Below are 14106 nucleotides of genomic sequence, written 5' to 3'. Positions count from 1 at the left end.
CCGTGAAGCCGTTCTATGTCCGCGAGCTGACGACGTATCCGACCGGGGCCCGGAGGATCCGGCTGCTGGCGATCGCGGTCCTGGCCTGCCTGGTCGCCAACTTCGAGACCACCATCGCCACGATCCTGCCGCTGCTGCGCGAGGACCTGGACATGTCGCTGTCGGCCTACGGCCTCATCGCGGCGACCTCGGTGCTGGTGGGCGGGTTGTCGGCGGGCGTCGGCGGCGTCCTGAGCGACCGGTGGGGGCGGGTCGTGCTGCTGGTGCCCACCCTCACGATCACCGCCGCCTGCAACTTCCTGCTCGCCGCCGTGGACTCGGTGGCCATGCTGTTCTGGGTGCGCTGCCTGATGTTGTTCATCGAGGGCGCGGGAGTCACGATCACCGCGAGCCTGGTCCGCGACTTCTCCCCCCGGATGGGCCGCGCCCAGGCGTTCGGCTTCTGGACCTGGGGCGCGGTGGGCGCGTCCTTCCTCGCCTCGGCGCTCGCCGGGCTGACGCTGCCGCTGTTCGGCAACGCCTGGCAGTCGCAGGCGATCCTGATGGGCGTGGTCTCGCTCGCGCTGTGCGCGGTGATCGCCTGGCGGATCGCCGAGCCGTCCGCCGCGCTGCGCGCCGCCGTCTTCACCGTGGAGGACGAATCCGCCGCGCCGCAGCCGTCCGGGACAGGGGTGGCGCGGGCGCGCGAGCTGTTCCGCCACGGGCACCTGTGGGGGCACGTCCTCGGCAACACGGCGTGGCAGGTGCTCTACTGGACCTTCACCCTCTTCGGCCAGACCATCATGGTGGACTCCTTCGCGCTGGACACCGCGCAGGCCAACGGCGTGGTCGCGATCGGGGTCGTCCTCAACGCGCTCACCGTCGTCGCGGTCGGGCGGCTGTCGGACCGCACCCGGCTGCGCAAGCCGTTCACGCTTGCGGGCACGCTGGCCACCGCCGCGGCCCTGGCCTACTACATCGCGCTGATCGGCGACGGTCCCGACGCGCTGCACGTCGCGATCGTCTACACGGTCCTTTTCGTGGCCATGGGCGTCGCCTACGTGCCGTGGATGGCCAACTTCTCCGAGGACGCCGAGGACGTCCGGGCGGGGCTGCAGGGCACCGCGCTCGGCATGTGGGGGCTGGCCGTGCGCGTCATGATCGTGCTGATGCTGCTGGTCGCGCCGCAGGTGGTGGGACTGGGCGGCTGGGCCGCGTGGCTGCTGGTGGCCCTGGCCGGGCAGCTCGTCTTCCTGGGGGCGATCGCCGGGTTCAGGGGCCGATGGCGGCGACCGGCCGCGGTCGGTCACGTCGGCGCGGCCTGAGGGCCTGCGCGATGCGCGTCACCGTGGTGATCGGGCCCGGGCTGACCGGCGACCCCGGCCTGATGGAGGAGATCGCCGGACGCGAGCTGGCCCGGCCGGGCGCGAGCGGCCGGGTCGTGGCCGTGGGCGACGCGTCCGGGCTGCGCGCGCGGCTGAACGCCGCCGCCATCGACACGTCGGCGGCGCTGGTCGCGCTGCCGGGCCGGAGCCGGCCGTCCGGTGCCTGATGGGCGAGCCGGGGCCGCGCCTGCCGTACGGCGGGCACCCCGACCAGTGGGGCGAACTGCGCACGCCCGCGCCGCCGCGCAGAACCCCGGCGTGGGGAGGCGCGCAGACCCGCCGACGCGGCCCGCCCGGTGGCCGGGCCTGGACTTCGCGGGCACACCGTCATACGACGGTGAAAACCCCCTGCGTTAGGAGCGCTCAGTGGAGGTCTCGATCGTCGGCGCCGGGCTCGTCGGCTGCCTGCTCGCGTGCTTTCTCGCCCGCCGGGGCCACCCGGTGACCCTGTACGAGCGGCGGCCCGACCCGCGCGGGTCCGGGGCCGAGCGCGGCCGGTCGATCAACCTGGCGCTCTCCGAGCGCGGCCTGGACGCGCTGCGGCGCGTGGACCTATCCGGCGCGGTGCTGGCCGAGGCGCTGCCGATGCCCGGGCGGATGATGCACGACGTCGGCGGCGGGCTGACCTTCCAGCCCTACAGCGCGGACGGCAGGCGCGCGATCAACTCGATCGGCCGCGGCGACCTCAACCGGACGCTGCTGGACGCGGCGGCCGGGCTGCCCGGCGTCCGGCTGTGCTTCCGCCACCGCCTGCTCACCCTGGACGTGGACACGGGCCGGATGGTGTTCGACACCCCGGAGGGCACGGTCACCGAAGAGGCGCGGGTGATCATCGGGGCGGACGGCGCGTTCAGCGCGGTGCGCGGCGCGCTGCAGTCCCTGCCCGGCTTCGACCTCGCCCAGGAGTTCCTCGACTACGGCTACAAGGAGCTGACCATCCCGCCGCGCGCGGACGGCGATTTCGCGATGGACCCCGGGGCCCTGCACATCTGGCCGCGCGGGCGGTCCATGATGATCGCCCTGCCCAACCCGGACCGCTCGTTCACCTGCACGCTGTTCTGGCCGAAGGCCGACTTCGAGCGGCTCACCACGGCCGAGGACGTCACCGGGCTGTTCGCCGGTCGCTACCCCGACGCGCTGGCGCTGATGCCGGGCCTGGCCGGGGACTACCTGCGCAACCCGACCGGCCACCTGGTCACCATCCGGTGCGCCCCGTGGGTGGTGACCGGAGCGTCGGCGGTCACCGCGCTGGCGGGCGACGCCGCCCACGCCATCCTCCCCTTCTACGGGCAGGGGGCCAACTGCGGCTTCGAGGACTGCGTGGAACTGGACCGGTGCCTCGCCGAGACCGGCGACGACTTCGCGGCGGCGCTGCCGCTGTACCAGGCGCGGCGCAAGCGCAACGCCGACACCATCGCCGATCTGGCGCGGGCCAACTTCGTGGAGATGCGGGACAAGGTGGGGTCGCGGATGTTCCTGGCCCGCAAGCGGGCGGAGCACGCGCTGGAGCGCCTGCTGCCCGGCCGCTTCGTCTCCCAGTACGAACTGGTCTCCTTCAGCACCGTGCCGTACGTCGAGGTGGTCCGGCGGATCTCCCGCCAGCGGCGCTGGGCCGCCGCGGCGGGGGCGGGGATCACCGCCGCCACCGCCCTCGCGGCGATCCGCGGGGTGCGAAGCCGCCATAAGTAGGTCGCCTACATGTAGGCTGTCTATAGATGCGGCGGTGACGTGCTCGGAGGAGGGGCGATGCGGACGTTCGGTGTGGTCCTGGCGGGGTTCATCGGCGGGTTCATCCTGGGGATCGTGGTGTCCGAGGTGGTGGCGGTGGTGACGCTGGCGCTGTCGGGCGACGCGGGCGGGATCAGATACCTGCCGCTGTTCACCGCGGTCGCGGGCGGCGCGGTGACCTTCGTGGTACGGCGGGCCCGCGCCCGGCGCCACGAACGCGCGGGCGGCTGACCTTACGCGGGGGCCGGCCTTGCGCGGACGCGCAAGGCGTCCGCCCAACCAGCCGCTAGGATGCGGCCATGGGGAACCGGGAAGACCTGCTGGCCGGTGCGCGCCAATGCCTCGCGGAGAAGGGCTACGGCCGCACCACCGTGCGCGACATCGCGGCAGCGGCCGGGGTCAGCATGGCGGCCATCGGCTACCACTTCGGCTCCCGCGAGGCCCTGCTCAACGCCGCCCTCTCCCAGACGATCGACGAACTGGACGGCGAGTACGCCAGGGCCTTCGCCGCCTACCGCCGGTCGGGCTCGCCCGATGGCCTGCTGGCCATGTGGCGGGAACTCGCGGAGAGCGTCCGCGAACACCCCGACCTGTGGACCGCGACCGTCGAGGCATGGCTGGAGGCCGCCCACTCACCCGACCTCCGCACCGAGGACGCCGACCGCGGACACCGCACCCGCCGCGCCTTCGCCGCCGCCCTGACCGGCACCGACGAGGCCACCGTCCCTGACCAGGCCACCCGCACCATCGGGGCCGTCCAGACGGCCCTCCTGACCGGCGCCCTCGTCCAGTGGCTGACCGACCCCGAACGCGCCCCGACCCCCGAAGACCTCATAGAGGGCCTAACCGCCCTAACCCACCTCGCCAAGCCCTGACTCCCGGCGCCCCCACGCGCGCACCGGGCATTGACCTGGGGGTTTGTTGGGGCAGGGGTGCGGTTGCGATTTTTCGCGGGGGGAACGACCGCACTCATGGAAGCGGCCGTGGCGGTGATCGTCGTTCTCGCCCTGCTCGGGGTGGGAATGGCCGGGGTGTACGCGGTCGCGCCCGGCCCCGGGCCGCTCGGGGTGTGGCCGTACCTGTCCGGGGGGCGACCCGCGGAGCAGGCGCTGTCCCGCTACCACGTGCGCTACTACGCCGCCTCGCTGGTCTTCCTCGCCTTCGAGATGGAAATGGTCTTCATGTACCCCTGGGCCCTCGTGGTGGCCGAGGTCGGGACCACCGCCGTCGTGGAGATGTTCGTGTTCCTCGGCCTGCTCATGGCCGGGGTGGTCTACGCCTGGCGTGAAGGGGCCTTCCGGTGGTCGTGAGGCGGGCCCGCCGTGGGCACGCGCGCCCGTTCCCCGTCGCCACGCCGTACGGCACGGGCCCGCGCCTGCACGTGGAGGCCGAGATCGCCCGCCGCCGCTGGGCCCCGGCCCCCTCGCCCGCCTCGGCGGACCTTCTCATCGTGTGCGGCGACCTGGACGACGCGCTCGGCGCGGCCGTCCAGGAGGTGTGGGACGGCATGCCCGGCCCCCGGGTGCGGCTGGACCTGCCGTCCGGGGCCGAGCGCGGCGCGGTGACCGCCGCCCTCGACGACGCCGTGACGGCACTGTCCACCGCGCCACCACGCGACGACCCCGGCGTGCTCCCGCCCGTTCAGGCCGACGCGCCCGCGCACGGCGGCGTCGCGATGGCCGGGCGGGCGGACGACCGCGACGGGCTGCGCCTGGACGTGCTGCACGTCCCGCTCGGCCCGGTGCTGTCCGACTGGCCGGGCGGCCTGGTGGTCGAGACCGAGCTGCAGGGCGACGTCATCCAGGCCGCCCGGGTCGGGGTCGTCGGCACCGGGGTCGCCGCGCCGGCCGAGCCGTATTGGGACCGGCCCTGGCCGGCCGTCCGGGACGGCGGGCGCGCCACCCGGGGCGAGGCCGAGCGGCGGCGGGCCGCCGCGTACCTGGACGGCCTCGGGCGGCTGCTGGCCGTCGCGGGTTGGCCGTGGGCCGCGTCCCGTGCCAGGAGCCTGCGCGACCAGGCGCTGGCCGGTCGCCCCGCCAGCGTGCTCGTGCCCGCCTACGCCCGCTTCGAGCTGCGCGTACGCCGCTCACGGATTCTGCGGTGGATGCTGCACGGCATCGGCACAGGACTCGATGGCGGATCCGTGCTGGACCGCACCGGGCACCGCCTCGCCGCCGCCGGCGACGCGCTCGGCCGGATCCAGGACCCAGCCCCTCTGGACCCCGCCCGGCCCCCTCGACCCGAGACCGGCGATCTCGCGGCCATGCTCACCGGTTCGGAACTGGCGGCGGCGCGGCTGATCGTGGCCGCCGTGGACCCGCGCACGGACCTGGCGGGACGGCGGGCCGCCGCGAATGGCTGACCGCACGCCGTACGGAGTGGTCGTGGCGTTCCCGCTGGTGCTCGGCGGACTCGCGCTCGGCGCCGCGATACTCGACGGCCGGGGCCGGGACCTGGGCTGGGGCGCGCCGCTGCGGGAGGCCGCGCGGCTGCTGCGGCAGCGCCGCCGCCGGCCGCTCCTTGCCGACGCCGCGCTGATGCGCGCCGGGGTGTGCGGGGTGCTCGTCGCCGCCGTGCTGGCCGCCGCCGTCCTCCCGCTCGGGGAGCGGCCCCTGGCCGACTCCCCGGTGGGCGTGGTGTGGTTCAACGCGATGGAGGTGGCCGTCTGGGCCGCGCTGTGGCTCGCCGGCTGGGGGGCGAACTCCGTCTATCCGCTGGTCGGCGGCTACCGGTTCCTGGCGCAGGGCCTGGCGTACGAGCTGCCGCACATGTTCGCGCTGATCGCCGTGGCGCTCGCTGCGGGCTCGCTGCGGGTGGGCGACGTGGTCGAGGCGCAGCGCGGCCTGTGGTTCGCCGCCGGGATGCCGCTGGCCTTCGCGGTGTATCTGATCTCGGCGCTTGCCATGGCGTTCTGGGGGCCGATGAGCGGTCCGATCGGCTCGGACATCGCGGGGGGCGTGCGGGCCGAGCTGTCCGGGCCGGACCTGCTGGTGTTCCAGGCGGGGCGCTACGCGCTGCTGGCCGTCGCGGCGGCGGCGGCCGTGCCGTTCTTCCTGGGCGGCGGCGACGGGCCGGTGCTGCCGCCGTGGGCGTGGACGGCGATCAAGACGGTCGTCGTGCTGGCGGCGCTGGTCTGGGCGGGCCGCCGCCTGCCGGGGGTGCGGATGGACCGCTTCACCTCGGCCTCGTGGCTGGTGCTGATCCCCGCCACGCTGCTGCAAGTGCTGGTCGTGTCGATCGTGGTGGTGGTCGCCAGGTGATCGTGACCGGCGTCCCGTGGGCGTCCGCCGCGTTCTGGACGCTCGCCGTGGTCGCGGTGACGAGCGGGGTCGCGGTGTTCCGGGTGGACTCGATGGCGCGGGCGACGTTCGCGCTGCTGACGTCGTTCGTGGCGGTCGGGCTGGCGTTCCTGCTGATCGACCTGGCCTATCTGGGCGTCCTGATCGTGCTGATGATGATCATGGAGATGATGGTCATGGCCATCTTCATGATCATGTTCATGATGAACCCGGCCGGGCTGATGCCGATGACGATGGTCCACAACCGGCGCGGCGCCGCGATCATCGCCGCCGTCGTCTTCGCGTTGCTCGCGGCGGGCGTCTTCGCCGCCGCGCCGCCCGTGCGCCGGGGCCGCCCGCCCGCCGACCCGGCCCACGCCCTGGGGCTGGCCATCATGGGGGACAAGATGCTGGTCATGATGGTCGTCGGCGCGGCGATCCTGGCGACGATCGTCGCCGCCGTGGTGCTCTCCGTGGCGCAGGGCCGCTACGACCGGGGGCGGACCTGAGCCCGTGAACGCGCACGCCTTCCTGCTGCTGGCCGCCGCCCTGTTCGCCGTGGGCCTGTTCGGCGCGCTGTCCCAGCAGTCGATCGTCATGCTGATGATGGGCCTGGAACTCATGATCAACGGCGTGGTCACCGCCGCCGGGGCCTGCTGGTACTACTACGCCCCGGCCACCGCCGACGGGCAGGTCATCGTCCTGGTCGCGGTGACGGTCATGGCCCTGGAGATGGTGATGGGCTTCGCCGTGACCATCGCGATCTTCCGGGCCCGCGACGTGGACATGACCGACGGCGCGGAAGACCTCGCCGGATGAGCGGCCTGCTCTGGCTGCTCCCGGGGCTGCCCTGCGCGGCGGGCGCGGCGCTGCTGCCGCTGCGCGGCAGGGCCGTCCCGGCGCTGGCCGTGGGCGTCGCGGCGGTGACGCTGGCGTTCGCGGTGCTCGCGGCGGTGACCCGGCCGCGCACGCCGCCGGTCCGCGTACTGGACGGCCTGCGGTCCGGCCTGGCCGTGGACGGCCTGTCGGCCGTGACGGCGGTGACCACGGCGGCGGTGGCGCTGGCCGTCCTGGTGCACGCGGCGGGGGAGATCCGTGAGTCGCGCGGCCGGTTCTTCGGGCTGATGCTGATCTTCACCGGGGCGATGCTGGTCACCGTCACCGCCACCGACCTGCTGGTCCTGCTGATGGCCTGGGAGGTGATGGGGGCCATGTCGTACGCGCTGATCGCCTTTCACTGGCGCGACGACGAGCGGGTCCGCGCGGGCGGGGTCGCCTTCCTCACCACCCGCGCGGCCGACCTCGGCCTGTACGCCGCCGCCGGATTCGCGCTGGCCGGGACGGGCACGCTGGAACTGGCCCGGCTGGACTCCGCCGCGCGCCCCTGGCCGGACCTCGCCGCCGCCGGGATCGTGCTCGCCGCGCTGGGCAAGTCGGCGCAGCTCCCCTTCGCGTTCTGGCTGTCGCGGGCGATGGCGGGGCCGAGCCAGGTCTCCGCGCTGCTCCATTCCGCCACGATGGTGGCGGCCGGGGCGTACCTGCTGCTGCGCGTGCAGCCGCTGCTCGCCGCCGTGGGCTGGGCGGCCACGCTGGTCGCCTGGACCGGCGCGCTGACCGCGCTGCTGCTCGGCGGGGTGGCCCTGGCCCAGCCCGACCTGAAGCAACTGCTGGCCGCCTCGACCTGCGCGCAGCTCGGGTTCATGGTGCTCGCGGCGGGCCTGCCCGCGCTCGCCGGGGGAGCGGCCCACCTGGTCGGGCACGCGGCGGTCAAGAGCCTGCTCTTCCTCTGCGCGGGCACGTGGCTGGCCGCCCTCGGCACCAAGGACCTGCGCGAGCTGCGCGGCGCGGCGCGGTGGCGGCCCGCCGTCGGGGTGGCCTTCGGCGTGGGCGCGGCGGCCCTCGGCGGGCTGCCGCCGCTGTCGCTGTGGGTCACCAAGGACAGCGTGCTCTCCGCCGTCCGCTCACCCGCCCTGTACGCCGTGGTCCTCGCCGCCGCGCTGCTGGCCGCCGCCTACGCGAGCCGGGCGGCGCTCGCCGTCTGGCTTCCGCCGGGGCCGATGACCCGCCGGGACACCGAGCAGCCGGGCACCGGGCGGGTGGGGCCGCTGGACCTGATCCCGCTGCCGCCGCTGGCCGTGGTCGCCGCAGCCTTCGGGCTGGTCGGCGTGTTCTTCGCCGAATGGGTGCGGCTCGTCGGAGCCCCGGCCGACGAACCTGGTCCCGGCGCGACCGGGCTCGCGCTGACCGGCGCGCTCGCCGTGGCGGCGGTCGCCCGCGTCGTACGGCACGGCCCCGACGCGTCCACCGCGCTGCTGGGCCTGCGCGGCTGGCTCGGCCTGGAGCGGGCCGCGACCGTGCTGGTCGCCCGCCCGGTCACCGCGCTCGCCGGGGCCCTCGCGCGGTTCGACGACCGGGTCGTGGACGGAGCCGTCCGCGCCGCCGCCCGGTTCGGCACGGCCTCGGCGGGCTGGGCCCGTGCCAGAGGCGAGGCGGGCCTGGAGAACCTGGTCGGCGCGGTGGCCGCCACCGCCGTGCGGCTCGGCGGCCTGGCCAGGCGCCCGCAGACCGGCCGGGTGCACACCTACCTCGCCCAGGCGGCGGTCTGCCTGATCGTGCTCGCCGTGCTGCTGGTGTTGCTGGGGGCGGCGTGCTCTCCCTGGTGATCTTCCTGCCGCTGCTCGCGGCGGCGGCGCTCCTCCTGCCGGGCGTGGGCCGCCGCGTGGCGGGCGCGGTCTGGATCGCCGCCACCGCCGCCGACCTGGTCCTGGCCGTCGTGCTGTGGGCGACCCACCCCGCCGGATCGGGCATCGGCCACGAGACGCTGCTGCGCTGGATCCCCACCCTGGGCGCGGGCTACCACGTCGGCGTGGACGGCCTGTCGCTGCCGCTGATCGCGATGACCTGCGTGCTGTTCCTGGCGTGCGCGGTCTACTCCTGGCGGACCCCGCCGTCCCGCGCCTACGCCGCGCTGTTCCTGGGCCTGCAGACGGTCTCCCTGGGCGTGTTCGCGGCCCTGGACCTGCTGCTGTTCTTCGTCTTCTTCGATCTGTCGATCGTCGGCATGTACTTCGTGATCGCCGGATGGGGGCACGGCGACCGGGCGCGCTCGGCGCTGAAGTTCTTCCTCTACACCTTCCTCGGCTCGCTGGCCCTGCTGCTCGGCTTCATCGGTCTGTTCGCCGGGTCGGGCACCTTCGACATGGTGGACCTGGCGCGCACGCCGCCGTTCGCCGGCGAGCCGGGCGCGGCGGCTGCCACGCTGCTCGCGGTCGTGGTGGGGCTGGCGGTCAAGACGCCCGCCGTACCGCTGCACACCTGGCTGCCGCCCGCGCACACCGACGCGCCCTCGGCCGGATCGGCGATCCTGGCCGGGGTGCTGCTCAAGATGGGCACGTACGGCTTCGCCAGGATCGCGATGCCGATGCTCCCGCAGGCGTGGCAGCGCCACGCCTGGGTGATCGTGATCATCGGGGTGGCGGGCGTCCTGTACGGCGCGCTGGTCGCCCTCGCGCAGGACGACGTCAAACGGCTGATCGCCTACACCTCGGTCAACCACATGGGCTACATCCTGCTCGCGCTGGGCGTGGCCGGGCTCACGGCGGCCCCCGCGGGGGCCAGGACGCTCGCGGTCAGCGGCGCGATCACCCAGATGGTCAGCCACGGGCTGCTCACCGGGGCGCTGTTCCTGGTGGCCGGGGTGCTGTGGGACCGGGTGCGCAGCTACGACCAGCGCCGGCTGGGCGGCATCGCGGCCACCGCCCCCCGGCTGACCGCGATGACCGCGGTGGCCGCGTTCGGCTCGCTCGGGCTGCCCGGGCTGTCCGGGTTCATGGCGGAGTTCCAGATCTTCGCGGGCGTCATCGGCACCGGCGTGCCCGGCGCGGTCGCGGCGGGCGTGCTCAGCGTCGGCGGGATCCTGATCACCGCTGCCCTGTTCCTGCGGATGCTGCGCCAGGCGTTCCTCGGCCCTCCCGGAGAGCTGACCGTCAGTCCCGACGCCCGCCGTCCGGAGACCGCCGCGATCGTGCCGCTGCTCGCGCTGTCCGTGCTGATCGGGCTCGCGCCGCACTGGCTGCTCGAACTCGCGGCCCCCGCCTCGGCCGCGATCGTGTCGCTGGTGAGCCGCCCGTGACGGAGAACCCCATCGACCTCCTCCCCGAGTTGCTGACCCTCGCCGGGGCGGTCGCCGGGCTGTTGACCGGGGCGTTCGTGCGGCGGGAACGGCAGGGCGCGGCGGCGTGGATCTGCGCCGCGGCCCTGGCGGCGGCGGCCGTCGCCGCGTTCGCCGCCGCCGCCCGGCCGGACGGCATGGCCTTCGGAGCCTGGGCGATCGACGCGCCGACGCACGTCGCCCGGGTGGTCGTGGCCGTCGCCACCCTGGGGGTGATCGCGCTGGCCAGGTGCCGGACGCGCGGGCACCCAAGGGAGGCCGAGCTGTACGCGCTGTTCCTGCTGACCGCACTCGGCACCGTCACCCTCGCCGCGACCACCGACCTGCTTTTGCTCATCGCCGGATACCTGCTGGCGAGCATGCCCGCCTACGCGCTGGCCGGGCACGCGCGGAGCCGGTCGGGCACGGAGGCGGCGCTGAAGTACTACCTGATGGGCGCCTTCCTCGGGGTGCCCATGCTCGCCGGGGTCACCCTGCTGTTCGGCTGGTCGGGCACGACCGCCTACGCGGGTGTGGCCGCCGAGCGGCCGGGGACGGCTCCCGTGGCGGCCGTGCTGGTGCTGGCCGGGGTGCTGTTCAAGGCGGGGGCGGTGCCCGCGCACTTCTGGGTGCCGGACGTCACCCAGGGCGCGCCGATCGCGGTCGCCGCCTTCGTCACCACGGTGCCCAAAATAGGGGCGTTCGCCGCGCTGCTGCGGCTCGGCACCGAGGTGTTCGCGGGGGAGGGGACCGGCTGGGCGGTGCTGATCGGCGTGGTCGCGCCGGCCACCATGACGCTGGGTAACCTGGCCGCCTTCCGGCAGGACGACGTGCGCCGCCTGCTGGCCTACTCCACGATCAGCCAGGCCGGGTACATCCTGGTGCCGGTGGCCGTGGCGGGGCGGACGCCGCTGGCCGTACCGGCGCTGCTGTATTACCTGGGCGCCTACGCCGTCACCAATCTGGGGGCGTTCGCGGTGGTGGCGGCGACCCGCCGTACGTCCCTGGAGGGGCAGGCGGGCCTGGCCCGGGGCTCGCCGGGGCTGGCGGTGTCGCTCACGGTCTGCCTGCTCGGGCTGGTCGGCACGCCGCCGACGGCGGTCTTCATCGGCAAGCTGCTGGTGCTCGGCGCGGCGTGGGACGGCGGGCAGCCATGGCTCGCGGTGGCCGTGGTGCTCAACACCGTGGCGAGCCTTTTCTATTACCTGCGCTGGATACGGCCGGTTTTCACAGGGACCGGAGAGGCACCCGGGATCACGCCGGTCGCCGCCTGGATCGCCCATGTCGCCGCCGTCGTCTCGATCCTGCTGGGCGTCGGGGCAGGCGTTCTCCCGCTCTTATAACGAGTAAGCATGAATAGCTGTTTGTCTGATTTTTCAACCATCGGGGGGAATACTGTTTATCGGCGGAGAATGGTGGCCGAGGTGAGGGGACCGCGCGCCCTGTGGATCCAATAACCGAAGATCTGCTCAAAGCGGTGCGCGCCGAACTCGGCTATCGGGAGAAGAGCGGGCAACACACCAAGTTCGGCAGGTGGTATGCCGCCAAGGTCGGTGACCCGCAGTACCGGAACGCTCCATGGTGCGACATGTACATCGCCTGGGCCGCCGACCGCGCCGGGATCGCCGACTACGTCGGCTCGTTCGCCTGGACCCCTTCGCACGCGGTCTGGTTCAAGCAGCAGGGGGCCTGGACCGACCGGCCCGAGCCGGGGGCGCTGGTCTTCTACGACTGGGGCGGGTCCAAGAACTACAAGAAGATCGACCACGTCGGCGTGGTCGAACGCGTCGCCGACGGCAAGATCCACACGATCGAGGCCAACGTGGACGGCGTCTGGCTGCGGCGCAAGGTCCGCGACGAGAGCAAGGTCGTCGGCTACGGGGTGCCCCGCATGGTCAAGGAGGCGCGGCTCGCCGCCGAGCAGCCCACCGCCGAGCCCACCCTCGCCTTCCGCGAGGTGGAGGGGATCGGGCGCGACGGGCTGGTGCTGGGGTACCCGTTGCCCCCGGAGGGACTCGTTCTCCTCATCGCGCTCGCCACGACGGCCTCCGGGCTCGCGCTGGCCAACGTGCGCCGCAGGCCGCGCCGCCGGGCCGCGCCCGCCGAGCCGTACGGGCCGGGGGAACCCGCCGATCACGAGTTCCGCGAGCAGCCCGTCCCGGTGCCCACGCGGCGCGGCGCGGTCTTCGCCGACCGGTCCGCCTCGGTCGCGGGGCGGCTGCGCCCGCCCATCGCCGAGCATCCCCCCGCAGAGCCGGTTCCCGGCGGACGCGACCGGGGCCCCACCGTTCCCAGCGGGTGACTCACCCGGTCACCTCTTGGAGAAAGGCGCGGAGCCTGACCCGGGTGCGGGCGATCCTGGCCTCCGGGGTCAGGGACTCGTCGAAGTCGCCGCCGACGGCGGCCTTCATCCCGCGGACGTAGAGCGAGCAGGACAAGTCGGCGCACAGATAGCGTCCCACCGTGTTGCCCTGACGCCCGGCCTCGCCGCCGCGGCGCGCGGTCATCAGGACCACGCCGCCGCTGGTGTGGACGGTCAGGCACAGCGAGCACAGGCTGCGCGCGGTGAAGCCGCGCGAACCGCCGGCCGTGGCCCGTAGCGCGATCCCGGTGAGCCGGTCGCCGTGCCCGGCGACCAGGTAGGCGCGGTCGGGCGCCCCGGGATCGCGCCAGCCGAGGAAGTCCAGGTCGCCCCAGGGACGGTCGGCCAGGTCCTGGGGCAGTCCGGCGCGGTGGGCCTCGCCCTTGGAGCAGTTGACGAAGCAGGAGCGGATCTCGCGTTCGGTGATGGCGTCCATGTGAATTCCTAATAGACTTAGGTATGTACCTAAGTACTTTAACCCACGGGAGGCTCCATGGCCCGCGCCGGGATGACCGCCGAGCGTCTGACCAGGGCCGCGGCCGAGCTGGCCGACGAGATCGGCTTCGACAAGGTGACCGTCACTGTGCTGGCGCGCCACTTCGGGGTCCGGGAGCCGAGCCTGTACGCGCACGTCGGCAACGTGCGCGAGCTGCGGCTGCGGGTGGCGGAGCTGGCCCTGACCGAGCTGGCCGACCGGGCCGTCGCGGCCCTGGCGGGGCGTTCGGGCGCGGACGCGCTGACGGCCTTCGCCTGCGCCTACCGCGACTACGCCAGAACGCACCCCGGCCGCTACGCTGCCGGGCAGATCCGGATCGACGCCGACTCGGGCGCCGCGCGGGCCGCCCGCCGTCACTCCGAGCTGATCCGCGCGATCCTGCGCGGCTACGGCATCCCGGAGCCCGGCCAGACCGACGCCGTCCGCTTCCTCGGCGGCGCCCTGCACGGTTACGTGAGCCTGGAGGCCGCGGGCGGCTTCGCCCACCACCCGCGCGACTCCGAGATCTCCTGGCACCGGGCGCTCGACGCCCTCGACGTCGCCCTGCGCCGCTGGCCGTCCGAATAGCCGCCGATTCTGCTGCTGCCCGGCCACCGCGACCGGGAGCAGCCGGACGCCGGTCTCGATCGGGCCCAGCCCCTCGGCCAGTCGCAGCCACTGCGCGAGCAGCAGCGCGGCGGCCATCGCGAACGTCGAGCCCAGCGCCGCGACCACCCCGGCGGTGAACC

At 74.3% G+C, this 14106-nt stretch carries 16 protein-coding genes; 15 read left to right on the top strand and 1 reads right to left on the bottom strand.

Going from position 1 to position 14106, the window contains the following annotated elements; genetic code table 11:
• Positions 1-2 precede the first annotated feature (2 nt).
• From P3X83_RS06285 to P3X83_RS06220, 14 genes are all read left to right on the top strand, one after another.
• Entirely contained in the window at positions 3-1304 is a 1302-nt protein-coding gene (locus P3X83_RS06285; RefSeq protein WP_277303902.1) for an MFS transporter, read from the top strand.
• A gap of 11 nt (positions 1305-1315) precedes the next feature.
• Positions 1316-1531 carry a hypothetical protein gene (locus P3X83_RS06280; RefSeq protein ID WP_277303901.1) on the top strand — a complete coding sequence of 72 codons (216 nt, stop codon included), beginning with the start codon at positions 1316-1318 and terminating at the stop codon, positions 1529-1531.
• Between the two features lie 199 nt (positions 1532-1730).
• The gene (locus P3X83_RS06275; protein WP_277303900.1) at positions 1731-3053 is read left to right on the top strand and encodes an NAD(P)/FAD-dependent oxidoreductase; all 1323 of its coding nucleotides are present in this window, start codon (positions 1731-1733) and stop codon (positions 3051-3053) included.
• Positions 3054-3110: 57 nt separating this feature from the next.
• Positions 3111-3323: a DUF5957 family protein gene (locus P3X83_RS06270; RefSeq protein WP_277303899.1), complete on the top strand. Its 213-nt coding sequence runs from the start codon at positions 3111-3113 to the stop codon at positions 3321-3323.
• 68 nt (positions 3324-3391) lie between these two features.
• Positions 3392-3967, top strand: a complete 576-nt coding sequence (locus tag P3X83_RS06265) for a TetR/AcrR family transcriptional regulator (protein ID WP_277303898.1) — start codon at positions 3392-3394, stop codon at positions 3965-3967.
• Between the two features lie 96 nt (positions 3968-4063).
• Positions 4064-4402, top strand: coding sequence for an NADH-quinone oxidoreductase subunit A (locus P3X83_RS06260; RefSeq protein WP_277303897.1), 339 nt, complete (start codon positions 4064-4066; stop codon positions 4400-4402).
• Positions 4393-5454, top strand: coding sequence for a hypothetical protein (locus P3X83_RS06255; protein ID WP_277303896.1), 1062 nt, complete (start codon positions 4393-4395; stop codon positions 5452-5454). Before P3X83_RS06260 ends, P3X83_RS06255 begins: the two co-directional genes overlap by 10 nt.
• Complete coding sequence (locus tag P3X83_RS06250) at positions 5447-6352, top strand: complex I subunit 1 family protein (RefSeq protein WP_277303895.1); 906 nt, start codon at positions 5447-5449, stop codon at positions 6350-6352. The genes P3X83_RS06255 and P3X83_RS06250 overlap by 8 nt, the downstream gene beginning before the upstream one ends.
• 2 nt (positions 6353-6354) lie before the next feature.
• The gene (locus tag P3X83_RS06245) at positions 6355-6879 is read left to right on the top strand and encodes an NADH-quinone oxidoreductase subunit J (protein WP_277303894.1); all 525 of its coding nucleotides are present in this window, start codon (positions 6355-6357) and stop codon (positions 6877-6879) included.
• 4 nt (positions 6880-6883) lie between these two features.
• On the top strand, positions 6884-7189 hold the full coding sequence (gene nuoK / locus P3X83_RS06240; protein ID WP_277303893.1) for an NADH-quinone oxidoreductase subunit NuoK: 306 nt from the start codon (positions 6884-6886) through the stop codon (positions 7187-7189).
• Positions 7186-9033, top strand: coding sequence for a proton-conducting transporter membrane subunit (locus P3X83_RS06235; RefSeq protein ID WP_277303892.1), 1848 nt, complete (start codon positions 7186-7188; stop codon positions 9031-9033). Before nuoK ends, P3X83_RS06235 begins: the two co-directional genes overlap by 4 nt.
• Positions 9018-10502 carry an NADH-quinone oxidoreductase subunit M gene (locus tag P3X83_RS06230; protein WP_277303891.1) on the top strand — a complete coding sequence of 495 codons (1485 nt, stop codon included), beginning with the start codon at positions 9018-9020 and terminating at the stop codon, positions 10500-10502. Before P3X83_RS06235 ends, P3X83_RS06230 begins: the two co-directional genes overlap by 16 nt.
• Positions 10499-11863, top strand: a complete 1365-nt coding sequence (locus P3X83_RS06225) for an NADH-quinone oxidoreductase subunit N (protein ID WP_277303890.1) — start codon at positions 10499-10501, stop codon at positions 11861-11863. Before P3X83_RS06230 ends, P3X83_RS06225 begins: the two co-directional genes overlap by 4 nt.
• Positions 11864-11964: 101 nt before the next feature.
• Positions 11965-12822 (top strand): CHAP domain-containing protein, encoded by an 858-nt coding sequence (locus P3X83_RS06220; protein WP_277303889.1) that lies wholly within the window; start codon positions 11965-11967, stop codon positions 12820-12822.
• A gap of 1 nt (position 12823) precedes the next feature.
• Here the strand turns inward: P3X83_RS06220 and P3X83_RS06215 are convergent, their stop codons facing one another.
• Entirely contained in the window at positions 12824-13318 is a 495-nt protein-coding gene (locus P3X83_RS06215; protein WP_277303888.1) for an FBP domain-containing protein, read from the bottom strand.
• A gap of 57 nt (positions 13319-13375) precedes the next feature.
• Between P3X83_RS06215 and P3X83_RS06210 the strand changes: the two genes are divergently transcribed.
• Positions 13376-13945: a TetR/AcrR family transcriptional regulator gene (locus P3X83_RS06210; RefSeq protein WP_277303887.1), complete on the top strand. Its 570-nt coding sequence runs from the start codon at positions 13376-13378 to the stop codon at positions 13943-13945.
• Positions 13946-14106 lie beyond the last annotated feature (161 nt).

It is taken from the genome of Spongiactinospora sp. TRM90649 (genome assembly GCF_029382225.1).
Taxonomy (GTDB): Bacteria; Actinomycetota; Actinomycetes; order Streptosporangiales; family Streptosporangiaceae; genus Spongiactinospora.
This window is presented reverse-complemented; position numbering and strand designations above follow the sequence as displayed.

Excerpts from the sequence above, each read along its gene's own strand:
- P3X83_RS06280 (WP_277303901.1), top strand. The coding sequence starts at position 1,316 with ATGCGCGTCACCGTGGTGATCGGGCCCGGGCTGACCGGCGACCCCGGC.
- P3X83_RS06270 (WP_277303899.1), top strand. The coding sequence starts at position 3,111 with ATGCGGACGTTCGGTGTGGTCCTGGCGGGGTTCATCGGCGGGTTCATC.
- P3X83_RS06265 (WP_277303898.1), top strand. The coding sequence starts at position 3,392 with ATGGGGAACCGGGAAGACCTGCTGGCCGGTGCGCGCCAATGCCTCGCG.
- P3X83_RS06260 (WP_277303897.1), top strand. The coding sequence starts at position 4,064 with ATGGAAGCGGCCGTGGCGGTGATCGTCGTTCTCGCCCTGCTCGGGGTG.
- P3X83_RS06250 (WP_277303895.1), top strand. The coding sequence starts at position 5,447 with ATGGCTGACCGCACGCCGTACGGAGTGGTCGTGGCGTTCCCGCTGGTG.
- P3X83_RS06235 (WP_277303892.1), top strand. The coding sequence starts at position 7,186 with ATGAGCGGCCTGCTCTGGCTGCTCCCGGGGCTGCCCTGCGCGGCGGGC.
- P3X83_RS06215 (WP_277303888.1), bottom strand. The coding sequence starts at position 13,318 with ATGGACGCCATCACCGAACGCGAGATCCGCTCCTGCTTCGTCAACTGC.
- P3X83_RS06210 (WP_277303887.1), top strand. The coding sequence starts at position 13,376 with ATGGCCCGCGCCGGGATGACCGCCGAGCGTCTGACCAGGGCCGCGGCC.